We start from the raw sequence: 24,601 nt of genomic DNA, 5'->3' as shown, positions 1-24,601 counted from the left end.
AGGAGAAGATTATGACGATTCAAAATAATAAACAGCCCTTATCTTTAGGTGCTGACTATGATCAAGTGGCCGCTAAGTTCCGTCCGATTTTTCAGAGAATTGCAGAAGGCGCTTTGGCGCGGGAACAAAATAGGAAACTGCCGTATGATGCAATTTCATGGTTAAAACAAGCTGGATTTGGTGCGGTCCGTGTACCCGTGGCTTTTGGCGGTGACGGGGTTTCACAAAAACAGTTGTTTCAGTTGTTAATTGAATTGGCTAAGGCCGATTCTAATGTTGTACAGGCATTAAGAGGTCATTTTGCTTTTGTAGAAGACCGTTTAAATGCGCAAAAAACACAAGATCAAACGGTTTGGTTTAAACGCTTTCTGCAAGGCGATTTGGTCGGTAATGCTTGGACAGAAATCGGAAAAGTTGAAATTGGAGATGTTGTTACCCGAGTTACTGAAAATGCGCAAGGTCAGCTAAGGGTCAATGGTCAAAAATACTATTCTACCGGAACAATCTTTGCAGATTGGATCGATCTATTCGCTTTAGATGAAACAACGAATCAACATGTTATAGCCGCAGTTTCAACACATGACGATGGCATACAAGTATACGATGACTGGGATGGCTTTGGCCAAAAACCACAGGCAGCGGCACACTGAATATTCAAGATGTTAGTATTGATCGTGATCATATTTTGCCATTCGATCAGCGCTTTAAATATCAAACGGCGTTCTATCAGGTCGTGCATTTGGCAACGCTGGCAGGTATAGCACAAAATGCTGTGGACGTTTTCAGTAATGAAGTCCGTGAACGCACACGTATTTACAGCCATGGTAATGCTGATTTAGTTCGAGATGATGCACAAATTTTACAAGTGATTGGTAAGGCGTCGGCACAGTCTTATGCAGCTGAAGCAATTACACTTCGTGCAGCAGAAGCTTTGGATGTCGCATATTTAAGTCATTTTCAGTCTGATACCCAGTTGGATCAGCAAGCGAATGACCGTGCGGAGCTTGAATCCTCTAAAGGGCAAGTGGTCATATCAGAGTTGGTACTAAATTTAAGTAGTGAGTTGTTTAACGCCTTGGGCGCTTCAGCAAGCTCGACAACTAAACAGTTAGACCGCTTTTGGCGTAATGCTCGTGTAGTGTCATCGCATAATCCACTTATTTATAAACAGAAAGTCATTGGTGATTGGGAGATTAATCAAACGCCGCTACCATATGTATGGCAAATTGGTAATAGTCCAGCAGTTAAGCAACCTGTCATTGCTGCTTAATTAATATCTGAAGATGTTCACTGTGGATGAAAGTAGTCCATAGTGAATTCCTTGTGAAATTGTTTTTAAGTTTAAACTTTGTTTTTTTAAGATTTTAAATGACGTTAATCTGCTATATGTAGGATGCAGTTCAATTAATAATCTGTTGAGATAGTCTGGTAAAAGGCTATGTCTTAATATATGAATGTGTTGTTTTAACCAAATATGACGGCAGGATTAACTAAAGTCTAAGGGTTAGTAAGACCATTTTTTTAATTTTAAATCACTCATAGATGGGTTTTCACCAACCTCGAATATTTGAGCTTGTTCTGTGCGCCAGTCCCCTAAAACGATACGTAGTTTGCCATGTACATCATGTATTTGGGGCCGGTGGGTATGTCCATGAATCAGTAGATCGGCATGCTCTAAAGCTTTTTCTACAGCTTCGGCATTTACATCCATGATTTCATAAGATTTAACTTGCTTGGTTTCTGTACTTTTTTTGCGGAAGCCATTGGCGATTTTTTGTCGAATGCTAAGCGGTAAGCTCTTTAAGAAACCTAAAAGCAAAGGATTACGAATCACTTTACGAAACTTTTGGTAAGACACATCATCGGTGCAAAGTAAATCGCCATGTTCGAGGCGAATTTTATAGTTGCTAATGTGGAGATAATCAACGTCTTGTAATAATTGACCGTGAAATTTATCTAAAAACTTTTGACCCAATGCAAAGTCACGATTACCTACTTGGAAATAAATTTGATTTCCCAAAGCAGTAAAATCTTTTAGCGCTGCAATGATTTCATCTAACCATGGAGCAGTAAAGTCATCACCAATCCAAGCATTAAACCAATCACCTAAAATATACAGCTGGGTATTTTGAGTTTTGTATTGTTCTAACAAAGCTAAAAACCCCCGAACGAGTCGAGGGTGTTCAGGTGACAAATGTAAATCAGCGATAAACAGATAGGTCACGAATCTTTTCCTTATTCTAAAAATCCCTCCCAGCCTCCCTTTAGAAATGGGAGGAGTTCCGACATTTATTTCATATTGAAACTCCCTCCGTTATTAAAGGGACTTGCGCAGCAATGCTACTCAGGGAGAATTTAAAAATTACTCAGAAATGATTTTAGCTGATTCAATTACAACGTTCTCTAGAGGAACGTCTGCGTGGTAGCCACGGTTACCAGTGCGAACGCTTTTGATTGCGTCAACAACGTCAAGACCTTCAACTACTTTACCAAATACTGCATAGCCCCAACCTTGCGCTGTTTTACCAATGTGGTTAAGGAAGGAGTTGTTTTTCACGTTAATGAAGAATTGAGCTGAAGCAGAATGAGGTGCTTGAGTACGTGCCATAGCGATCGTACCAACATCATTGCTTAAACCGTTGTCAGCTTCGTTTTCAATAGAATCACGAGTTGTTTTTTCTTTGAAGTTTTCATCCATGCCGCCGCCTTGGATCATGAAACCATCAATAACACGGTGGAAAATCACGCCGTCATAGAAACCATCGCGAACATACTGTAAGAAGTTTTCAGCAGTTTTAGGTGCTTTTTCAGTGTTAAGCTCAAGAACAATACGACCTTTATTGGTGTTTAATTCGACTTGAGGAAAACTCATTGTGTAATCTCCTGTACATGGACATGAAAGCCATGGGTTTTTTGGTTGTGAGAAGCATAAGCAAACTGTAAACTACAAGGCAAGTAAAAACGTTACTTTCTTTGTTAAAAATCAAGAAAAGCGTTTTAATTATCCTAATTTTATCTTTATAGAAGTGATTTTATTACCATGAAGCCAAACGATGTTGTTTCATCCCTGCCTAACAATCCGACAACCAAGAACAATGCCCCTGTCGAAGCTGCGCAGCAGGAACAACAGCCAGGCTTAGATTTTGTACGTCAAGTTATTACCGATGATTTATCTGCAGGTCGTACCGAACAAGTTGTAACACGTTTCCCACCAGAGCCAAATGGCTACCTACATATTGGTCATGTAAAAGCTATTTGTCTAAACTTTGGTATTGCTCAAGAATTCGCAGGTCTATGTAACCTCCGTTTTGACGATACAAATCCGGATGCCGAAGAGCAAGAGTATGTAGACGGTATTGCCAATGACGTCAAATGGCTAGGTTTTGAGTGGAATGGCGAGCCACGTTATGCATCGAGCTATTTTGATCAGCTTTACACTTGGGCAGTGCAATTGATTGAACAAGGTGATGCTTATGTGGATTTGCAGAGCCCTGAAGAAATCAAACTAAACCGCGGTAATTTTGTGGAGCCGGGTAAAAATTCGCCGCAACGTGATGCTAGCGTAGAAGAAAACTTAGCGCGTTTTGAACAAATGCGTAATGGTGAGTTGGGAGAAGGTCAGGCAGTACTACGTGCCAAAATTGATATGACTTCACCTAACATCCATATGCGTGATCCTATTTTGTATCGTATTTTGCATTCTGAACATCACCAAACTGGTGATAAATGGAAAATGTACCCAATGTACGATTATGCGCATCCATTATCAGATGCCATTGAAGGGGTTACGCATTCACTGTGTACACTAGAGTTTGTTGATCACCGTCCATTTTACGACTGGGTTGTCGAGAAAGTTAAATCACCATCTGTACCACATCAGTATGAATCAAGCCGCCTAAATGTAGATTACACCATTACCTCTAAACGTAAATTACGTAAATTGGTTGAAGGTGGTTTTGTGAATGGTTGGGATGACCCACGTATGCCTACCGTTGTGGGTATGCGTCGTCGTGGCTTTACTCCAGAAGGTCTACGTGACTTCTGTAAACGTGTAGGTGTAACGAAAGTTGATGGCAGTATCGTAGATGTTGCAATGCTTGAATACTGCATCCGCCAGTCTCTAGAAAATACTGCTTCGCGTGGTATGGCAGTGTTGAATCCACTCAAAGTGACTTTAACTAACTTGCCTGAAGCAATGGATTTGGTGCATGCACGTCATCCAAATGTAGACATGGGTGACCGTATCATTCCGTTGACTCAAGACATTTACATTGATCGTAAAGACTTTGAAGAAGTTGCGCCTAAAGGCTTTAAACGTTTGATTCCGGGCGGTGAAGTGCGTTTACGTCATGCGTATGTGATTAAGTGTGATGAAGTGATTAAAGACGAGAACGGTGAAGTGGTTGAATTGAAATGTTCAATCGACCCTGAAACTTTAGGTAAAAACCCTGAAGGCCGTAAAGTGAAAGGTGTTGTACATTGGGTTTCTGCAAGCAAGGGTATTGCTGCGGAAGTTCGTATCTACGACCGTTTATTCACTGAATCAGACCCTGAAGTGGGTGATGACTTCCTTGCAAACTTAAATCCAGAATCACTTAAAGTGGTTCAAGCGGTCATTGAGCCTGCATTGGCAGAAGCAAAACCTGAAGATCGTTTCCAATTTGAACGTGAAGGTTACTTTGTTGCAGATCAGTTTGATCATACAGCTGAAAAACCAGTGTTTAACCGCATCTTAGATTTGAAAGACAGTTTTAAACCGGGTAAATAAAATCTTAGTTTTTAAAGGGATTCATCTTTGAATCCCCAATAGGTTAAGATCAAGTAGGTTAAGATTAAGCTCAACTTCGGTTGGGCTTTTTTCATGCTTGAGATGGTTCATTAAGGCAGTACAGAGGGGAAATAAGTGATCATTCGAAATAAAAATAATAGCTTTAAACTTTTATTTGCATGGCATGGCACGATACTCCCAAAAGTCATGCCTGCGTTGGCTGTCGTCGTGAGTTTGTCGGCGATTTTGGTGTATCTAAGCGCTGCACACTACCTGAATACGCCTGAAGTTCCAGCCATCGGATTTACCATCTTTGGGGTGATTCTGTCGATTTTTTTGAGCTTTCGAAATACTGCCTGTTATGACCGTTGGTGGGAAGGGCGCAAGCTTTGGGGCTCATTGATTGCCAATACACGCCACATGATTCGTGATAGCCATGTCCTTGAAGATGAGCAAAGAACCGTGTTGATGTACCGCATCATGCTGTTTTGCAATTTGTTACGTGATCGCTTACGCCATGAATCACAAGATATTGCACATTTTAAAGACGGCGTAGCTTTGACGGATCAGCAATGGCAGCAATGTCGAGACAATATCAATGCACCACAGTATTTACTTGAAATTATTCAAAAAGATTTAGTCAAAACCTATAAACAAGGTCAGATTACAGACATTATTTACAGCACGCTCACACGTCATACTGTAGCGATGGGTGATATCCATGCAGGCTGTGACCGTATCATGACCACGCCATTACCATTTTCCTATTCGGTGCTTTTACATCGCGCAGTGTATTCATTTTGTCTGATTTTGCCATTTAGCCTAGAGGCCAGTTTAGGGATATGGACACCTGTCATTGTGGCTTTGATTGCATATTTATTTTTAGGTTTGGATGCGTTAAGTGCAGAACTGGAAGAGCCTTTTGGCTTGCAGGAAAATGATTTACCGCTGGACTCGATTGTACGAAACATTGAGCGTGAAATGTATAGCAGCTTAGAAGTTGAACTTCCGCCGCTGATTAAGACTTTTAACAGTATTTTAAGATAAATTTTTGGCCTAATTTTCAGATAAATTCGGCGATACGTACCAAGCATATTGATGCTGAAAATAATCGTCCAAGTGTCGCATAAAAGCCTGTACTTTAGGCGGAACAAAATGTCGATGCGGAATTACCACATAGATTGCAGTACTTTGAACAGGGATCTTGGGTAGAACTTGGATGAGCTGGCCAGATTGTAAATCTTCATCCACATGCCAGATGGAGTGGTTTGAGATGCCTAAACCTGCAAGTGCTGCTTGGCGTACGCCTTCACCTGAGTTGATATGAACTTGCCCTGAAACAGGTATTTTTATGTTGTGTTGATCTTGGACGAATGTCCAAAGCTGCGAAACACCCTTAGGGTATTTCTGTAAAATGCATTGGTGTATAGAGAGCTCTTCTAGGGAGTGAGGTTCGCCATGTTGTTTGATATAGCTAGGCGAGGCACACAAAATACGACGATTTAAGCTGAGCGGTTTAGCAATCAGTGATGAGTTTTCTAACTGTCCAATACGTATCGCAACGTCGATACCTGCGGAGACCAAATCTAAATTTTGATCGGTCTGTTCAATATCCAAAGTCAATGTTGGATGCAACTTGGCAAAGGCTGCAAATACTGGCCCTAAAATACGATTTCCAAAAACTTCTGAACATGTGATTTTTAATACGCCGCTGAGTTGTTGTGTTTCAGGTTGAAATTGGCCTAGCAGAGAATTAAATTGTTCGAATAAGGGAAAACCTTGCTGCAATAAAACAGCACCTTCCTGTGTTAAATGTAGCTGCCGTGTAGTGCGATGAAATAAGCGCAGCCCTAAACTTTGTTCAAGTCTGTGTAGACGGCTACTAGCGACAGAAACAGAGAGATTGGCTTCTTTAGCGGCTTGACTGATTGAACCCAGTGTCGCCATTCGTGTGAATAAGTCGAAATCTTCAGTTAGCATTATTAATATAATCAAGAAAGTCTTTCTCGATATTCAGGGTTTTTCTGATAAACATCTGTACCTATTCTGTGTATAAATAAAACACAGGAAATCACCATGAACTATCACAATCTAGGGCAATCTGGCTTACAAGTATCAGAGTTTGGCTTTGGTGCAGGTACATTTGGCGGGCAAGGCCCTATTTTCTCTGCATGGGGGCAAGCGAGCTTAAATGATGCTCAGCGCATGATTGATCTCTGTATTGAGCAAGGCGTGAATTATTTCGATACCGCAGATGCTTATTCAAATGGTGCCTCTGAGCAGATGCTCGGTGCATTACTTCAATCAAAACGCCAAGAGGTGATTATTTCCAGCAAAGTGGGTATCCGATTGAATGATGGAATCAATCAAGGTGGATATTCTAGAAGCTATTTAATTCAAGCCGTGGAGGCGAGTTTAAAGCGGTTAGGCACAGATTATATCGATGTGCTGCAGCTGCATCAGTTTGATAGCACGACGCCACTTGAGCAGCTGATGCGCAGTTTAGATGACTTGGTACGTAGTGGAAAAGTTCGCTATATCGGTGCATCGAATTTTTTAGGCTGGCAGCTTATGAAAGCACAGTCGATTGCCCAACAGCATGGCTATGAAAAGCTAAGTGTACATCAAGTCTATTATTCTTTGATTGGACGTGACTATGAATGGGAGTTGATGCCTGCGCAGCATGATCAACAGATTGGTGCAGTGGTGTGGAGTCCACTGGGCTGGGGGAGATTAACAGGAAAATTTGATCGTGAGCATGCGATTCCAAAGCAAAGTCGACTACATGAGACAGCACAATTCGCACCACCAGTTCAACACGAAAAGTTATTTGCAGTGTTAGATGTTATGCAAGAAATAGCCATGGAAACAGGGCACTCTATCCCGCAGATTGCATTGAATTGGCTGAAAACCAGACCGACTGTGTCTAGTATTTTGATAGGCGCACGTAATGAACAGCAACTGTTGGAGAACCTTGCGGCGAAAGAATGGTCATTAAGCGTAGAGCAGTTAGCCCGATTAGACGTAGTCAGTGCAGTGTATCCACCTTATCCATACTATCCCTATTGGAATGGGCAATTTATAGAGAAGAATCCCACGCTTGTGACATCAGCATTTATTTCTGAACATACAGCAGAATAGGGCAATAACAATTCAGTGGTAGGCAATGATCAGTTCTCTGTGCTATCACTGAATAAAATTAAAATACTGTAGGAATGCTGATGAGCGTCGTGATTGAAACCCAGATGTTAATTCGTAAGTCCATCAATATCGTATTTAATGCTTTTGTTGATCCTTTAATAACACAGCATTTTTGGTTTAGTGCATCGAGTGGCTATCTAGAAGAAGGTAAAACCGTGCAATGGACTTGGCAAAAATATAATGCAGTCGCCAATGTAGACGTGCTGAATATTAAAGAAAGCCAATTAATTCAAATACAGTGGGGAGAACCAAAAACTCAAGTCGATTTTATTTTTGAGCAGATTAGCCCGATGGAAACCTACGTTCGTATCAAAAATTCAAAGATTCCTCTGCAAGGTCAGGCATTAATTGATTTTATTATTGATAGTACAGGGGGTTTTACAACGGTTTTGGATGCAGCCAAAATTTATTTAGAACATGGCCTGCAAAGCAATTTGGTTGAAGATAAATTTCCACCTTTTAGCAATGCGAACTTTTAGCAATGTGAAGAGTGACCAAAATTAAGCATGACATCTGATACGCCGTAAGGAAAAGCTTGTGTATTAGCGCAGGATTTCTAAGCAATGTGCTGATGTATTGAAATTTGATAAAGCCACGGTTCAATGCTGCTGCAGTGAATTAACGATTTTTATGTTCTTCACGCTTTAAATAGGTATAAACCGGCATTTGCATTTTGGCTTTTTCGCGCAGTTTCTTTTTGATATAGAACACCAGTGCAAAGCAAGTGGTGGTCACGGTCAGCATCATACTGCTCATAAAACTCATCAGAGAACTGACATAGCCAATCGTGGTGAGTCGGTTCATCATACGGAACACTTGAGGACTACTTTCAACGCCGGTAATAGCCCATGTGCATAAGTGTTCACAGTTATTAATAATCAGATGATAGTTGTTTTCATGCATGCGAGAGCGCATACGACGCACCACTTTACGACCTTTAAATTTTGGATTGCTATATGACTGAACGATAATTTTTTTGCCGTGGCTGAAATTTTCGATTGAGGTCATTTCAATCGGATGTTTTTTGAAAAGGTGTGCAAAACCAGAGTAGTGAATGACTCTACCGCGGCCGGCATATATGCCATGATGGCTATAACCGAAGTGTTTAACAATCAGATGTGTTCCAAGAGGAAAACCATCTTTCTGCACATGCATGAATTTACCAGTCCTACTTTAAATCCGAATTATTTTTAAAGATTAGTCTACTTTTAATCTGTGAATTAATCGACTATTTTAGCGATGATTTAGCTAAAATTTGTTCGATTTTTAACGTGCACTATGGATAGGGTCATGCTTGGTCTTCATTTAACATCAATGTTTAAAAAAATGCGCTTTATGATGCTGCTCGGTCTGATTTTCTCACCGACTATTTCCTATGCCAATATTCAAGCGAAACGTGTCAGTCAGCCCATTGCAGTGGATGTGGTTGAAATTTCGGATTTGAGTAAACTAGAGCTCTATTTATATGATGCAGAGCAGCAGCCATATCGAGACCTACAGCGTTTAAAGCAGTCATTAGCGCGTAAGTGTAATACGATGAACTTCGCAATGAATGCAGGGATGTATCATGCAGATTTAGCGCCTGTTGGTCTTTACGTTGAAAATGGGCTGCAGAAAAAAGCCTTGAATCGTGCAACACGAGGCTTTGGTAATTTTTTAATTCAGCCGAATGGTGTTCTGGCATGGAATGACAAGCAAGCGGTGATATTAACTACACAAAAATATGCTTCCACAGATTTTAAGGCACGTTATGCAACGCAGTCAGGTCCAATGCTGGTGGTAGATGGAAAAATCAATCCAAACTTTATCCCACAGTCAGATTCATTGAAAATCCGCAATGGCGTGGGGATCAAGAACGGCAAGTTGTATTTTGTGATCAGTCGTGAAGGCGTGTCGTTTTATGCATTTGCACAATATTTTAAGCAGCAATTATCGGTTAACAATGCCTTGTATTTAGATGGATCTGTGTCTAGTGCAGATATTCAAGCATTGAATAGACATGATTCAAGTTTGAAACCTTTAGGGCCAATTGTAGCGTATACAACAGCATCTCAATGCAAACAATAAAAGCCCGAATAATCGGGTTTCATCTGTACAGTGTTTAGATTGATAGAAACTACTGTTTATTTGCCGACTAAACCTAAAAAGGTACTTTGGGTTTGGCACATTTGAATGGCTTGTTCTTTAGATTGTTTTTTAATACTTTCTTCAAACTGTTTTTTCTGTTCTTTGATTTGCTCTTCGTTTAAGCCCATTTGTTTCGATAAGGCTTCGAGTTTGTCCCAAGATTCTTCGCATTCTTTGGGAATTTGGCTACAAGCACTTAGACTAAGTATGCAGCAGGCGATTAGGCAAATTGTTAATTTATTCATGTTCATTCCTTTAGTTTTTATATCAATGCTGTTTAGAGGTCATCTGCCTCTAATTTAGTGCAATATTAGGTTTTATTGTCGTGTGTTTAAAAATTAGACATCACTGAGTTGCCTTGGAGCATAGCATAAAAGCTGTAAATAGCGATGTGGCCAATCCACAAAACCTGATCTGTAAATAAGCGGCATATTTTTGATTAGACCAAAAAAAACAAGGCACTCTGTAAAACAGAATGCCTTGTTTGAACATTGAATGTTCAGACTCTACTGTAGAGGTAGATGCTGGATTTCATTTAATTCCTTACGGCTATAACCGCGCGAAGCGAGTACTTTTTTGATACCGAGGATAACATCTTCATCCGTTGCCTTTGTAAGAGCAGCAATAAGCTGTTCATTGGTTTTACAAGAGCAATCATTTTCAACACAGGCAATTTGATTCTTATGCCCGTTTTGCTGTTCTTTAGCGAACAACTTATGCCAAAAACTCATAGAGCCTTCATTTGCGACCTAACATAGGACGAAATATAACCAATCCAATAAATAAAGCAAGACTACTAAAGTGATATTTTAGCCAGTTGAATGATCATTTTTTCGATTGGACTTTTAGAATCTTTGCCTAATTGATATAAAAAGGCATCCATTGCACTGCATGTGGCGAGAAAATAAAGCTTTTTTAGCATATAAAAAAGGAGCTTTTAGAAAGCTCCTTTTATAACAACAACATGACTTGAAATAATTTGTTTAAATCTTCTCAAGAAACACACCAGACTCTACATGGTGTGTATAAGGGAATTGATCAAACAAGGCAAATTTACTGATTTTATGCGTTTGTGAAAGCAGTTTAAGATTGTCATGTAAAGTATCTGGGTTGCATGAAATATAGATAATGCGTTCAAAACGTTGCAACAGTTTTAGTGTTTCATCATCGATACCTGCACGCGGTGGATCGACAAATACCGTATCGAAGTTATAGCTTGAAATTTCAATCTCAGCTTCTTCAAGGCGGCGGAATGTACGTTCAGCATTGTAGGCTTGGGTAAACTCTTCAGCTGAAAGACGAGCCACTTGGATATTATCAATACCATTTTGCTCAATATTCCACTGCGCGGCATAAACTGAAGACTTGGCTAATTCGGTTGCCAAAACACGATTAAAGCGTGTTGAAAGAGGCAGCGTGAAATTACCATTACCACAGTAGAGCTCAAGTAAGTCTTTGTCTGAGTGATCCGCAACCTGACACGCCCATTCCAGCATTTTTTGACATACGCCGGCATTTGGCTGTGTGAAGCTACTTTCAATTTGTTTATACTGATATTTACGGTCAAATACTTGGAGTTCTTCAACCACATAGTCATCAGTTAAAATCACGCGCTGACCACGACTACGACCATAAATCTTGATATTGAGCTTTTCAGACAGCGCTTTGGCAGCAACTTCCCATTCAGCATTGAGCGGGCAGCGGTAAACCAATGAAACCAGCATTTCACCTTTCAGCGTTGCTAAGAAATGAACTTCAAATAATCGGCTAGATAAGATCTCTTGTGCCTTGAGTTCATTTAATAATACGGGCATTAAATCATTAATGCTTTTATCTGCAATCGGGAAATCTATAATTTCGACAACTTGTTTTTCATTGTCTGCATTGCGTTCAAACATTGCATAGAACATATCATTTTCAGTATGCCAAATTCGGAATTCCGCTCGCATACGAAAGTTTTGTTCAGCAGAAGGAAAAACTTCTAAAGAGGGAGGGTTGTATTCTGAAAATTGAGCCGTAATGCGGGCAACTTTGGCATCAAGTTGTTGCTGATAAGTTGAAGTCATATGCAGTAAAAAATCGCAAACATATTAAAAAAAGTCATGTTAGCAAAATTCACCTTATAAGACTAAATTAATTCCACTTTTGGCTGTATTTATCTGTCGAGAAAATGAGTCTGAATGCGCTAAACAGAATATTTATCTAGGGGTAGTTAAAAAAACGCTCAATCTTTATGGAACATTCATAAAGATTGAGCTAAGTGAGGAACTGATTAGTTGGAGTTCATTCGAATGTTTAATTCATCGTCATTAAGCTGGCATTACCACCGGCTGCCGCAGTATTGACACTGATTGCCCGCTCAATCACGAAACGTTCTACAGGGATGTCATATTGGCCTGAAGCTAAATGCGTAATGCCAATAATTGCACCTTCACGAGATGCAATGACTTGTTGAATTTTTAATAACTCAGCTTTTTCACCATGATGTAAAACTGCATCAAAATTGCCATGATAAAGATCCGTGATCACTTTAAATTGGTCCACGAGGATTTTTGGCATGCTATTTAAGTGTTTCAACACAAAAGTATTGTCTGCAAGTACGACGGGCTGACTACCCACCGATAAAATCGCAGCAATTTGATTCAGTTGATCTGCATCATTATTAGCTAATGAAAGCACACCCTTACGTGCCAAAATGGCATATTGGTTGTTTTCACCGGTTGGTCCTTGCAGTTCAAAACTTTGTCCAGCGGCTATGGCCTGCGGTGTTTGAATAGCAATGCCTGAAAAATGTTGCTTCGCCCAAGTGTTAAAAGCTTCGTATGCAGGGAAGTGTGCAGCTTGTGTTTCTGCCTGAGCAGCATAAGGTGTAGCCAATTTTTTCTCAGAAATTTGATGCATTAAACGGTAAAGATATAAAGGACCGCCAGCTTTTGGACCTGTACCCGATAAGCCTTCGCCGCCAAAGGGTTGTACACCAACCACAGCACCTACAATATTACGGTTAATGTACAGGTTGCCGACTTCTGCATGACCGATGACTTTTTGAATCGTGTCATCAATACGTGTATGCAAGCCCATGGTTAAACCATAACCTTTGGCATTAATTTGTGTTAATAGGTTTTCAATCTCACCATATTTGTAGGTAATTAAATGCAATACTGGCCCAAAAACTTCGCGTTCTAAATCATTTAAATTTGGCAGTTCAATCAAAGTTGGTGCAACGAAAGTTCCCGTACTTAAGGCATTGCTATCAGCATTAAACATGATTTGATGTACTGGATAGCCTTTGCTACGCATCTTCTCAATATGTTTTTCAATATTTTGCTGTGCTTCAAGGTCGATCACTGGGCCAATGTCAGTTGCTAAAAGTGCAGGATTTCCGACACGAAGTTGCTTCATCGCACCTTGTAACATGGTACGGACAACGTCCACATTATCTTCTTGTATACAGAGAATACGTAGGGCAGAACAGCGTTGACCTGCACTGTCATAGGCAGAGTTAACGACATCTAATACCACTTGTTCTGTCAATGCAGATGAGTCAACAATCATGGCATTCTGACCGCCAGTTTCAGCAATCAAAACCACACTTTCGCCAAATTGGTTTAAGCGCTGTGCCACGGTTTTTTGCAAGATACGTGCGACTTCAGTGGAGCCTGTAAACATGATGCCTTGGACACGTGAGTCCGCACTGAGTTTGGCACCAATGGTTTCGCCACGTCCAGGAAGGAGTTGCAATACATCGAAGGGAACACCTGCTTCCCATAAAATATGTACAGCTTGAGCAGCAATCAGTGGCGTTTGTTCAGCAGGCTTGGCAATCACGGTATTACCTGCAACCAAGGCTGCAGCAATTTGACCTGTGAAAATAGCAAGCGGGAAGTTCCATGGACTAATGCACAGCACAGTACCTAGGGGTTCAATTTGCGTATTTTCTGCTAGATCAATCATTTGAGCTGCATAATAACGTAGGAAATCTACAGCTTCACGGACTTCAGCAATAGCATTGGCATAAGTTTTACCACTTTCACGTGATAACAACACCATAAGAGATTGCAATTGTGCTTCCATCAAATCTGCCGCACGGTTTAAGCATGCCGCACGCTGATCTTTGTCTAAAGTTTTCCATGAAGCTTGGGCATTTACCGCATTATTGAGAGCGATTTCCGCTTGCTCTAGACTAGCTTCACTGACACTGCCGACCACATCACTACGGTTTGCAGGGTTTGTAATGTTGATACTTGCAGTATGAATTTCTTCTAAATTAGCGCCCATTGCACTAGCATGCCACTGGGTATGTGCATGCTGTACTGCCGTGGTATTGAGCTGAGATAAGTCGCGATCATTGGCTAAATCGAGTCCTTTTGAGTTGCGACGTTCTGTGCCATACAAATCTTGCGGAAATGGGATAGAAGGATGCTTAGCTCCAGTGATACCTTCTTTTTCAGCCGTCGCTAATATCGTCTGTCTTGGATTTTCAATTAAATCTTCAATTTTTAAATTTTTATCTGCAATACGGTTGACGAAAGAGGTATTCGCACCATTTTCCAGTAAACGTCGAACCAAATAGGCCAATAAGGTTTCATGGTTACCCACTGGTGCATAAATACGACAAGGCACACCCAGTTTGTTATCAGACTTCGAACCCACCACTTGTTCATAGAGGGGTTCACCCATGCCGTGAAGGCACTGAAATTCATACTGGCCTGGATAGTAAAGCTCTGGCTGTGCTAATTGGTAGATCGTAGCAACGGTTTGCGCATTGTGTGTTGCAAACTGAGGATAAATTTGCTCAGGTGCTGCTAAAAGTTTTTTAGCACATGCAATATAAGACAGGTCGGTATGAACTTTGCGCGTAAATACAGGATAGTCACTCATACCTTCAATTTGCGCTTTCTTAATTTCGCTGTCCCAGTATGCACCTTTTACTAAGCGGATCATTAAACGTTTTTGGCTACGCTTAGCGAGGTCAATAATATGGTCGACCACATAGAAACAGCGTTTTTGGTAGGCTTGAATCACAAATCCAATACCTTTCCAATCTGCTAATTTAGGCTCAAAACATAGGCGCTCAAGTAGTTCCAAAGAAATTTCAAGGCGGTCAGCTTCTTCAGCATCAATGTTTAGACCAATATTGTAATGCTTGGCTAATACAGCAAGTTCAAGCACTTTGCCATAAAGTTCGTTATGTACACGGTCGATCTGTGACCGTTGGTAGCGTGGGTGTAGGGCAGATAATTTGATTGAAATACCTGCACCGTTATAAACATCCTTACCTTCAGAGGCTTGACCAATCGCGTGGATCGCATCGGTATAGTCTTGATAATAACGTTCTGCATCAGGTTCAGTTAATGCTGCTTCACCCAACATGTCATATGAATAGCGGAAGCCTTTGTCTTCTAAAATTTCTGCATGTTTAAGTGCTTCATTGATGGTTTCGCCTGTAACAAACTGTTCGCCCATCATACGCATAGCCACGTCGACAGCTTTACGGATAATGCCACGACCACTGCGTGCTAAAATACCCGTCAATAGACTAGACAGACTTTTTTGTTGAGGGGTTTCCATCAGTTTGCCCGTCAGCATTAATCCCCAAGCAGCAGCATTAACGAACATGAGGCTACTTTGGCCAACATGATCTTTCCAGTTACCTTGGTTGATTTTATCTTTGATCAGTAAATCACGTGTTGCTTTGTCTGGAATACGGAGTAGCGCTTCAGCTAAACACATGAGCGCGATGCCTTCCTGAGAAGACAATGAAAACTCTTGTAGCAAGCCTTGTACAATGCCTGCTTTACCTGTACCGCTTTTACGTTCACGTAATGAATGGGCTAAGTCAAAAGCCAATTGTTGAATTTGATCGCTGATCGGGGAAGGGATTTCACTGTGTGCTAATAAGTTTTCAATGCACTCAGTTTCAGCACGACGCCATGCTGTATTAATCGATTGTTCAAAGCTATTCTTGTCTTTAAATTCAGTGATGTAGTCATCGCTTCCCGTGACTTCAAATACTTTTCCATTCATATTTCAATTTTCCGTGTCAAAGTTCTATGACGAGCAAATAAATCTTGAGCTTGATCCTTTATTTAATTTATCATTACAGAATATTTAGCGAATAACTCACTATAGTTTTAATAATATTTAGAGAAAAATTCAGATGACTAGCCCATATTTGAGCTTAGACCGTATAGATATTCGTATTTTAGAGCTGCTGCAACAAGATGGAAAATTATCCAATATTAAGCTTGCAGAAATGGTGAATTTATCACCGACTGCGGCGTTGGCACGTGTGCAAAAATTATCGAAAGAAGGCTTTATTTTAGGCTATGAAGCACGTTTAAATCCGGTCTTACTCAACAATGGATTTGTGGTTTTTGTGGAGATTTTACTAGATAAAACTACGCCCAATGTATTGGAAGATTTTTCGGATGCAGTACGTCAAATTCCAGAAATCGTAGAATGTCACATGATCAGCGGTGGTTTTGATTTTGTGGTGAAAATACGCTGTGCAAATATGGAAGAGTTTAGAAAAATTTCAGGGCAGGTGCTTTGGCAATTACCTGGTATCAAGGAAACGCGTAGTTATCCTGTGATGGAGGTGATCAAAGAAAGTATGCAAATTAAACTGAAACCTGCGGCTAGGCCGAAGTAGCTAATCATCAATAATCGAGTATAAAAAAAGGGGCATTTAGCCCCTTTTTAGTGTCAAAAATCTTAGATTTCAGACATTTCTTTTTGATATTGCGCTTCGGCTTTTTCAAAGCGTTCAACCACATCCGCCTCTGGTGCTTTGCCCAATAAGCTCACGACAACGATACTGATCGCAGAGAAAATAAAGCCTGGAATGATTTCGTATAAACCAAGGTGGCCTAAGTAGTTTTTCCACACGATGACAGTCACAGCACCTACGATCATGCCAATGATTGCTCCGTTAAGCGTCATACGTTTCCACAGCAATGAAAGAATAATCAGCGGGCCAAATGCAGCACCGAAACCTGCCCATGCATAAGCCACTAAGCCTAAAACTTTACTTGCAGGGTTCATTGCAAAGGTGATTGCAAATACGGCAATTGCCAAAACCATCGCACGTCCAATCCAAACCAATTCTTTTTGCGATGCGTTTTTACGAATAAATCCTTTGTACAAATCTTCCGTCAAGGTGGTTGAACACACCAATAACTGACAGCTAAGTGTGCTCATCACCGCAGCTAAAATTGCCGCTAAAATAATCCCTGCAATCCACGGATTGAATAGAATTTTAGTCAATTCCATAAATACCGTTTCAGGGTTGGCATTAACGACGCTTGCCAGTTCTGGGTGAACTTGGAAGTAAGCAATACCGATATAACCGGCTGCTACAGCACCGCCTAGACACAGAATCATCCATGTCATACCAATGCGTCGTGCATTCGGAATGGATTTAACAGAATCGGCTGCCATAAAGCGAACCAAAATATGCGGCTGACCAAAATAGCCTAAGCCCCACGCCATGCTGGATAAAATCGCAACTGTACTTAAACCTTCAAATAAATTAGAAGCTTGTGGGCGAGCTGTTTCCAAAACAGCAGCAAGATTTTGACTGTTATCACCTAAAGCAAGGTAAGCGATGATCGGTGTGATCAGTAGTGCAAAGATCATCAGACCCGCTTGGAAAGTATCGGTCCAACTGATCGCTAAGAATCCACCAATACAGACATAGCTGATGGTTGCAATTGCACCAATCCACAGTGCTGTTGTGTAGTTCCAACCGAATAAACTTTCGAAAAGTCGTGCGCCAGCCACCATGCCAGAAGCACAGTAAATCGCAAAGAAAACTAAAATCACTACAGCTGAAATGATACGTAAAATCTTTTTACGGTCTGCAAAACGGCTTGTGAAATAATCGGGCAGGGTCAGGGCATTATTTTGATATTCGGTATGAACACGCAAGCGTCCGGCAACGATCAGCCAGTTCAACCAAGCACCGATAATTAAGCCGATTGCAATCCAAGCTTCAGAAAGACCAGATAGATAAATTGCACCAGGGAGACCCATGAGTAGCCAACCACTCATGTCGGATGCACCTGCTGAAAGTGCAGTCACAACACTTCCTAAACTTCGTCCACCTAAAATGTATTCGTCAAAGTTATGCGTAGCTTTGTAGGCATACAAACCAATGGCAAGCATTGCAAGAATATAAAAAATAAAGGTGACTAATGTCGGGTTTAAATGGCTCATAGGCGGTTCGTCCTTAATGAAAGCAAATCATCTCTGTCCTAGATGAAAATTTGTACTTCTGTCGTAAGTCGCAGATTCAAGCACGATTTAAAAATTACACTCTGTAACCTTTAAGCATATTTTATGTATATTTTGTGTAAATGATATTTTTTCTTATTACAAATCGAATTTTTTATTGTGCTGCTGAAATGTTGTCCAGAAGGTAATTTAAATTTTGAAATGTAAATCTACTGAAGACTTTTCATCACAAAAAGAGAACTAATGAAAATAGGTAAAAATTACACAATGTTACATATTGAACAAGAAATGTGCATTTGAAATATTTGGTTGCAAATGTGCATCACATCATCTGTAGTGAGATGATTTGAACAGATCGAATATGAGGTATGCACAGTCTTGGTGCGTAATTAGAGGGAATGCGCAGTGACAACGGTTCAGATGGAAAAAACGAGAATAGAGCATGATTTATTGGGGGATAAAGCAGTCCCGCAGTCATGTTATTACGGCATACACACATTGCGTGCCATCGAAAACTTTCAAATATCAAAGCAGCATGTCGGACAAAATTTAAACTTTGTACGCGCTATTGCTCAGGTAAAAAAAGCGTCAGCAGAAACCAATTATCAATTTAACTTAATACAAGATGATATTCGCCAAGCGATTCAGCAGGCGTGTGATGCATTGATAGATCATCCAGAACAATGGTCGGATTCATTTCCAATTGATATTTATCAAGGTGGAGCAGGCACTTCTATTAATATGAATGCCAATGAAGTCATTGCCAATATTGCCCTTGAGTCGCTCGGAGATGCTAAAGGCAGTTATCAACGGATTCATCCAAACGATCATGTTAATAAGTCACAATCCACCAATGATGTCTATCCAACAGCGCTGCGTCTAGCAACATTTAGCGCTTTTGATGCTTTATTTGTGGTTTTAAATCAGCTAATTGGAAGCTTACATATTAAAGCCGATGAGTTTAAACATGTCATCAAAATGGGGCGTACACAGTTACAAGATGCTGTTCCGATGACTTTGGGGCAAGAATTCCGTGCATTTGCAACATTATTAAAAGAAGATTTGAAGTTGATTGAGCAAAATCGACAGCTTCTATTGGAAATTAATTTAGGTGCGACGGCAATTGGTACTGGCGTGAATTCTCCTGCGGGTTATGCAGCGAAGGCCGTTGAAAATCTAGCTCATTTGACCGGTCTAAAATTGCAAGGTGCAGAAGACTATGTCGAAGCAACCAGCGATTGTGGCGTATTTATTTTATTATCAAGTTGCTTAAAACGTTTAGCTGTCAAACTTTCTAAAATCTGTAATGACTTACGTCTTTTAAGTTCGGGGCCACGAACAGGTTTAGCGGAAATTCGTTTACCTGAGTTACAAGCAGGTTCGTCCATTATGCCTGCAAAGGTTAATCCAGTGATCCCAGAAGTGGTCAACCAAATTGCATTTCGAGTGATGGGCAATGATTTAACCATAACTTTGGCCGCAGAAGCGGGGCAATTACAATTAAATGTCATGGAGCCGGTGATTGCATTGTCCATGAATGAATCAATTGAGCTTTTGGTGAATGCCGTAAAAACATTAGACAGCAAATGTATTCAAGGGATTCAGGCAAATGAGCAAGCATGTTTTGATGCTGTGATGCGTAGTGTAGGAATCGTGACCTTACTCGATCCATATTTAGGTCATGCAAAATGTGATGAAATCGGTAAGCAATGTATTGCCGAAAATAAAACCATTCGCCAAGTGGTTTTAGAGCAAGAGCTGTTAACTGAAAGTCAATTGGATGAAATTTTCTCGATTGAAAATTTAGTTTCTGAAGTGACACCATTTAGTATGCCACTCGCTCAAGTGAGTTAAATGCATATTTAAGAATTCTAAATAGTAAATGAAGAGTAAATGACGAAGGTTAATCCTTCGTTTTTTATTTGAAAATGATCAGTAGTAAATTTTGAAAACTAATCTGATGGCAGTGATGTATTAAGTATCTATTAGATACTTAAATTCTAAAAGTAAGTATTAGTTGAGAATAGGACGCTATATTTGCTTAGGATCGTAATTATAGTTCTATATATAGTCATGATGGTTTGGATGAAAAATTTAGTGCATAGATAAATTCAGAAAAGCTTTAACTTGCCCCAAAAAGACGTAATCGAAGTACAATAGGTTTTTATCATGTTGTAGATAGTCAGATGTTTAATAAGTTAGTCGATTTATTCAAAGGCGCTAAAGAGTCGCCTGAGAAACTTTACTTAGAACAACACCACATTCAATATGATGAAACTCAGGGCTATATCATTGAAGGCGTAGTTTTAAATACTTTGTCTGAACGTATGGAATACTTGTCAAATAGAAAAATGACAAATTTCGATGATTTAAAACAGCTCTATGCAACTGCAATAATTATCAATGAAAAAATAGACTTGGAAATTGCAAGTCAACGCTTTGTTGCACGATTAGGCAATACTGAAGAAAATCTGTTGCAGTTTAAACTCTATGTCAAACTATTGAATGATTATTATCGTCAATTCATCCGTGATCGTAAGTAAGTGAATGGACTGCAGTGTTTGAGTTTGATGTGTACGTTAAGGGTACTCATCAATAGAAAATTCAAACGCAAATCCACATTGGTTAAAACACTGTATATAGTTGCTTAAATCTCGGAATGTAAAAAGCATCGTGTTAATATGATCACTAAGTGATTAAAACATTAAAAGCTATTTACATCATGTTCCAGCAAGAAATTTCACAACTCAATCTTAAACAGCTCAAAGCTGGCGAAAAGCGGTGGGTCGGAAACTTACAAGGCTCATCTGCTGCATTATTATTTAAAGAAATTAGCAAACAATCCAAACAGTTGTTTGTAATTGTAGCACGTAATAATCAGCATCTCGGGCAGTTAGAAAGTGAGCTGGAATTTTACGGAATTAAGCCGACTATTTTCCCTGATTGGGAAATTTTACCTTATGACCGCCTATCGCCACATCAAGACATCGTTTCTGAGCGCTTAGCGATTTTGTCCAATATGCCACAGCAAGGCGTGTTGTTGGTTTCAGCAACAACTTTAGCGCAGCGAGTTGCGCCTGCATCTTGGGTATTAGGTGAACACTTTGATATTAAAGTAGGTCAAAAATTTGATATAGAACAACAAAAATTAAGATTAGTACAAGCGGGCTATCACTTGGTGGATACCGTTTATGATCATGGTGAATTTGCAGTGCGCGGCAGCATCATGGATATTTACGCTTCGGGGCAAAGTTCACCAATTCGTATTGACTTATTTGATGATGAAATCGATACCCTCAAATTCTTTGATCCTGAAACTCAGCGAACCACCCAAAACTTAGATCATTTTACGGTTTTACCTGCAAAAGAATTTCCATTAAAAGAAGCGCGTTCACTGTTTCGTGATCGATATGCGGAAATTTTCCGACGGCAAATCCAAAGAAAAATCCAATTTATCAGGATGTACAAGATGGCATAGCTTCACCGGGTATTGAGTTTTATTTTCCGTTGTTCTTCTCTGAACAAGCCATGAGAGAGCAAAGTACGCTATTTTCGTACTTACCAGAGAATGGCATTGTCATTACAGATAAAGCTATTGATGACACATTGATTCAGTTTTGGTCAGACATTATGCGTCGTTATGAAGACCGTCGTCATAATGTCGACCAACCGATTTTGCCGCCAGAGCAGATTTTCCTACAACCAAATCAAGTGTTAGAACAATTAAATCTCTGCCGTCGTATCGTGGCTTCGCCTGAGGCTTTTGATGAACGCAATGGCGTGATCAATCTTGCAGCGGAGATTCCACCTCGTTTACCGGTCGATCCTAAACGTGAAAAGCCATTTTCTGCGGTTAAGCAATATATCGATGTGGCAAATTTTCCAGTGCTTTTGGTGGCTGAAAGCGCAGGCCGACGTGAAACCTTAAAAGATGCGTTGCGTCCGAGTTTGGGTGATATCCCGACGGTCGAAAGTTTTGATGATTTTATGCATTCTATGCATGCGATTGCGATCACCAATGCGCCCTTAGATCGTGGTTTATTGCTAACTGACAAGCTCAGTGTAATTTCTGAAAATCAGCTTTATGAACACCGTGTGGTTCAACGTCGTCGTAAACGCCAACAGGAAGTATCAGAAGAGTTTCTTGTTCGTAGTTTAACCGAGCTAAGTATTGGCGCACCTGTGGTTCATATTGATTATGGTGTGGGGCGATATGCAGGTTTAATTACCTTGAGTATCGATGACCAAGACCATGAGTTTTTGCAGTTAGACTATGCCGATGCAGCTAAGGTATATGTCCCTGTAACAAACCTGCATTTAATTAGCCGATACAGTGGTGGTGACCCAGATCTAGCACCATTACATAAATTGGGCACAGATGCATGGTCTAAAGCCAAACGCAAGGCTTTAGAGCAGATCCATGATGTGGCGGCAGAACTTTTACATATTCAAGCCCGTCGTCACTCGAAGCCGGGTTATGGATTTGAACTGGATCAAAGTCTCTATATGCAGTTTGCCAGTGGCTTCGCCTATGAAGAAACGTTAGACCAAGCCAATGCTATTGAAGCGACACTGTATGACATGCAACAAGCGAAGCCGATGGATCGCTTGGTTTGTGGTGATGTCGGTTTTGGTAAAACAGAAGTGGCCATGCGTGCTGCATTTGTGGCAGTACAAAATAACAAACAAGTGGCTGTACTTGTGCCAACCACGTTGTTGGCGCAGCAGCACTACGAGTCTTTCAAAGACCGTTTTGCGGACTGGCCTGTACGTATTGAAGTCCTTTCACGTTTTGGTTCATCAAAATCACATACCAAAACCATTGAAGACCTCGCAGAAGGCAAAGTGGATATTGTGATTGGCACACATAAAATCTTGCAGGAAAGTGTGCAATTTAAAAATCTCGGCCTCATGATCGTGGATGAAGAGCACCGTTTTGGTGTACGTGATAAAGAGCGAATTAAAGCCTTACGTGCCGATGTTGATATGCTAACGCTAACTGCAACGCCTATTCCACGTACGCTGAATATGGCTTTTAGTGGCATGCGTGATCTATCTATTATTGCAACGCCGCCTGCACGTCGACTTGCTGTGAAAACCTTTGTACAAGAGCATACTGGAGATTCGATTAAAGAAGCGATCTTGCGTGAATTGCTACGTGGTGGACAAGTGTATTTCTTACACAACGAAGTCGAGACCATTGAACGTACGGCAGAGACTTTACGTGAATTGGTTCCTGAAGCACGAGTCGCGGTTGCTCATGGTCAAATGCGTGAGCGTGAACTAGAGCAAATCATGCAACAGTTCTATCACAAAGAATATAACGTACTGGTGTGTTCAACCATTATTGAAACTGGGATTGACGTGCCAAACGCCAATACCATTTTGATTGAGCGTGCAGATAAACTTGGACTAGCGCAGTTGCACCAACTACGTGGTCGTGTTGGTCGATCGCACCATCAAGCCTATGCTTATTTACTAGTGCCTTCGCTCAAAGGTCTAAAAGGTGATGCTGAAAAACGCCTAGATGCCATTTCGCGTGCATCGACTTTGGGTGCGGGTTTCATGTTGGCAACAGAAGACTTGGAAATTCGTGGCGCAGGTGAGTTGCTAGGTGAACAGCAAAGTGGCTCAATGCAAACCATCGGTTATAGCCTGTATATGGAAATGCTTGAAAAAGCCACCAAAGCCATTCAAAAAGGCAAAACACCTAATTTTGACTCACCATTATCATTAACGGCTGAAATTAGCATGCATATGCCAGCCTTAATTCCAGATGATTATTTAGGTGATGTACATCAACGGTTATTGTTCTACAAACGCATTAGTAATACGGATACTCAAGAGAAACTCGATAACATTCGTATGGAGTTAATTGATCGTTTTGGCTTACCACCACAAGCAGTTAAGCAGTTATTCTCGGTCCATCAGTTGCGTTTAAAAGCGGAACAATTGGGTATTACTAAAATTGATATCAGCTCACATGGCGGCAGTATTGAGTTCTCGCCAGATACACCAGTTCAAGCCATATCCATCATCCAAATGATGCAAAAGCATCCGACTTTCTTCCGAATGGAAGGTGGACAACGTCTAAAAGTGATGGTCATGCTCGAAGAATATGACAAACGCATTCAATTTATAAATGACTTATTAGACAGTTTACTGAAGGAATTAGCGCCAAATCACTAGATTTGGCGTATAAATTGCTTGTTTAGAATGAGTAGATTTTATGCGTGTTTTTTATATAGAAGAAACGCTTGATTTTTT

17 protein-coding genes and 2 pseudogenes are annotated in these 24,601 nt (G+C 40.5%); 10 read left to right on the top strand and 9 right to left on the bottom strand.

All coding sequences use genetic code 11. From position 1 onward, the window contains the following. The first annotated feature begins 11 nt into the window (after nt 1–11). Nucleotides 12–1,270 (top strand): annotated as a pseudogene (locus AVJ20_RS00380) (monooxygenase). A 234-nt stretch (nt 1,271–1,504) separates the two neighbouring features. Here the strand turns inward: AVJ20_RS00380 and AVJ20_RS00375 are convergent. Together AVJ20_RS00375 and AVJ20_RS00370 are read right to left on the bottom strand one after the other, a co-directional pair. After that, nucleotides 1,505–2,224, bottom strand: coding sequence for a UDP-2,3-diacylglucosamine diphosphatase (locus AVJ20_RS00375; protein ID WP_111883733.1), 720 nt, complete (start codon nt 2,222–2,224; stop codon nt 1,505–1,507). 138 nt (nt 2,225–2,362) lie between these two features. Beyond that, complete coding sequence (locus tag AVJ20_RS00370; protein WP_111883732.1) at nt 2,363–2,872, bottom strand: peptidylprolyl isomerase; 510 nt, start codon at nt 2,870–2,872, stop codon at nt 2,363–2,365. A 168-nt stretch (nt 2,873–3,040) separates the two neighbouring features. On the opposite strand from AVJ20_RS00370, the gene AVJ20_RS00365 reads away from it, so the two are divergent. Both AVJ20_RS00365 and AVJ20_RS00360 read left to right on the top strand, forming a co-directional pair. Beyond that, a complete protein-coding gene (locus AVJ20_RS00365) occupies nt 3,041–4,768 on the top strand; it encodes a glutamine--tRNA ligase/YqeY domain fusion protein (protein ID WP_078193499.1) in 1,728 nt (575 codons plus the stop codon). A gap of 135 nt (nt 4,769–4,903) precedes the next feature. After that, entirely contained in the window at nt 4,904–5,815 is a 912-nt protein-coding gene (locus tag AVJ20_RS00360; RefSeq protein WP_111883731.1) for a bestrophin family protein, read from the top strand. Nucleotides 5,816–5,824: 9 nt separating this feature from the next. Here the strand turns inward: AVJ20_RS00360 and AVJ20_RS00355 are convergent, their stop codons facing one another. Continuing rightward, nucleotides 5,825–6,748 (bottom strand): LysR family transcriptional regulator, encoded by a 924-nt coding sequence (locus AVJ20_RS00355; protein ID WP_111883730.1) that lies wholly within the window; start codon nt 6,746–6,748, stop codon nt 5,825–5,827. 96 nt (nt 6,749–6,844) lie between these two features. On the opposite strand from AVJ20_RS00355, the gene AVJ20_RS00350 reads away from it, so the two are divergent. Both AVJ20_RS00350 and AVJ20_RS00345 read left to right on the top strand, forming a co-directional pair. Then, nucleotides 6,845–7,909 carry an aldo/keto reductase gene (locus AVJ20_RS00350; RefSeq protein WP_111883729.1) on the top strand — a complete coding sequence of 355 codons (1,065 nt, stop codon included), beginning with the start codon at nt 6,845–6,847 and terminating at the stop codon, nt 7,907–7,909. Between the two features lie 80 nt (nt 7,910–7,989). After that, a complete protein-coding gene (locus tag AVJ20_RS00345; RefSeq protein WP_111883728.1) occupies nt 7,990–8,448 on the top strand; it encodes an SRPBCC domain-containing protein in 459 nt (152 codons plus the stop codon). Nucleotides 8,449–8,587: 139 nt separating this feature from the next. On the opposite strand, the gene AVJ20_RS00340 is transcribed toward AVJ20_RS00345, so the two are convergent. Then, a complete protein-coding gene (locus AVJ20_RS00340; RefSeq protein ID WP_111883727.1) occupies nt 8,588–9,124 on the bottom strand; it encodes a lecithin retinol acyltransferase family protein in 537 nt (178 codons plus the stop codon). A 135-nt stretch (nt 9,125–9,259) separates the two neighbouring features. Here AVJ20_RS00340 and AVJ20_RS00335 point away from each other — a divergent pair, with 135 nt between their 5' ends. Next, complete coding sequence (locus AVJ20_RS00335) at nt 9,260–10,036, top strand: phosphodiester glycosidase family protein (protein ID WP_228157132.1); 777 nt, start codon at nt 9,260–9,262, stop codon at nt 10,034–10,036. Nucleotides 10,037–10,092: 56 nt separating this feature from the next. On the opposite strand, the gene AVJ20_RS00330 is transcribed toward AVJ20_RS00335, so the two are convergent. From AVJ20_RS00330 to putA, 4 genes are all read right to left on the bottom strand, one after another. Beyond that, nucleotides 10,093–10,341 carry a hypothetical protein gene (locus tag AVJ20_RS00330; protein ID WP_111883726.1) on the bottom strand — a complete coding sequence of 83 codons (249 nt, stop codon included), beginning with the start codon at nt 10,339–10,341 and terminating at the stop codon, nt 10,093–10,095. Nucleotides 10,342–10,602: 261 nt separating this feature from the next. Beyond that, nucleotides 10,603–10,827, bottom strand: coding sequence for a hypothetical protein (locus AVJ20_RS00325; protein WP_078188679.1), 225 nt, complete (start codon nt 10,825–10,827; stop codon nt 10,603–10,605). Between the two features lie 252 nt (nt 10,828–11,079). Continuing rightward, on the bottom strand, nt 11,080–12,162 hold the full coding sequence (gene trmA, locus AVJ20_RS00320; RefSeq protein ID WP_111883725.1) for a tRNA (uridine(54)-C5)-methyltransferase TrmA: 1,083 nt from the start codon (nt 12,160–12,162) through the stop codon (nt 11,080–11,082). Nucleotides 12,163–12,391: 229 nt separating this feature from the next. After that, nucleotides 12,392–16,123: a trifunctional transcriptional regulator/proline dehydrogenase/L-glutamate gamma-semialdehyde dehydrogenase gene (gene putA / locus AVJ20_RS00315; protein ID WP_111883724.1), complete on the bottom strand. Its 3,732-nt coding sequence runs from the start codon at nt 16,121–16,123 to the stop codon at nt 12,392–12,394. A gap of 133 nt (nt 16,124–16,256) precedes the next feature. Here putA and AVJ20_RS00310 point away from each other — a divergent pair, with 133 nt between their 5' ends. After that, nucleotides 16,257–16,751 (top strand): Lrp/AsnC ligand binding domain-containing protein, encoded by a 495-nt coding sequence (locus tag AVJ20_RS00310; RefSeq protein ID WP_111883723.1) that lies wholly within the window; start codon nt 16,257–16,259, stop codon nt 16,749–16,751. 62 nt (nt 16,752–16,813) lie between these two features. On the opposite strand, the gene putP is transcribed toward AVJ20_RS00310, so the two are convergent. Continuing rightward, nucleotides 16,814–18,316: a sodium/proline symporter PutP gene (gene putP, locus AVJ20_RS00305; RefSeq protein ID WP_111883722.1), complete on the bottom strand. Its 1,503-nt coding sequence runs from the start codon at nt 18,314–18,316 to the stop codon at nt 16,814–16,816. A 423-nt stretch (nt 18,317–18,739) separates the two neighbouring features. Here putP and aspA point away from each other — a divergent pair, with 423 nt between their 5' ends. The 3 genes and pseudogenes from aspA (at nt 18,740) to mfd (ending at nt 24,523) form a co-directional block, all read left to right on the top strand. Then, nucleotides 18,740–20,188 (top strand): aspartate ammonia-lyase, encoded by a 1,449-nt coding sequence (gene aspA, locus AVJ20_RS00300; RefSeq protein WP_171319157.1) that lies wholly within the window; start codon nt 18,740–18,742, stop codon nt 20,186–20,188. 332 nt (nt 20,189–20,520) lie between these two features. Beyond that, complete coding sequence (locus tag AVJ20_RS00295; protein ID WP_111883720.1) at nt 20,521–20,877, top strand: hypothetical protein; 357 nt, start codon at nt 20,521–20,523, stop codon at nt 20,875–20,877. Between the two features lie 179 nt (nt 20,878–21,056). Then, nucleotides 21,057–24,523 (top strand): annotated as a pseudogene (gene mfd / locus AVJ20_RS00290) (transcription-repair coupling factor). Nucleotides 24,524–24,601 lie beyond the last annotated feature (78 nt).

Source organism: Acinetobacter sp. CFCC 11171, assembly GCF_003268405.1.
GTDB classification, from domain to species: domain Bacteria; phylum Pseudomonadota; class Gammaproteobacteria; order Pseudomonadales; family Moraxellaceae; genus Acinetobacter; species Acinetobacter amyesii.
This window is presented reverse-complemented; position numbering and strand designations above follow the sequence as displayed.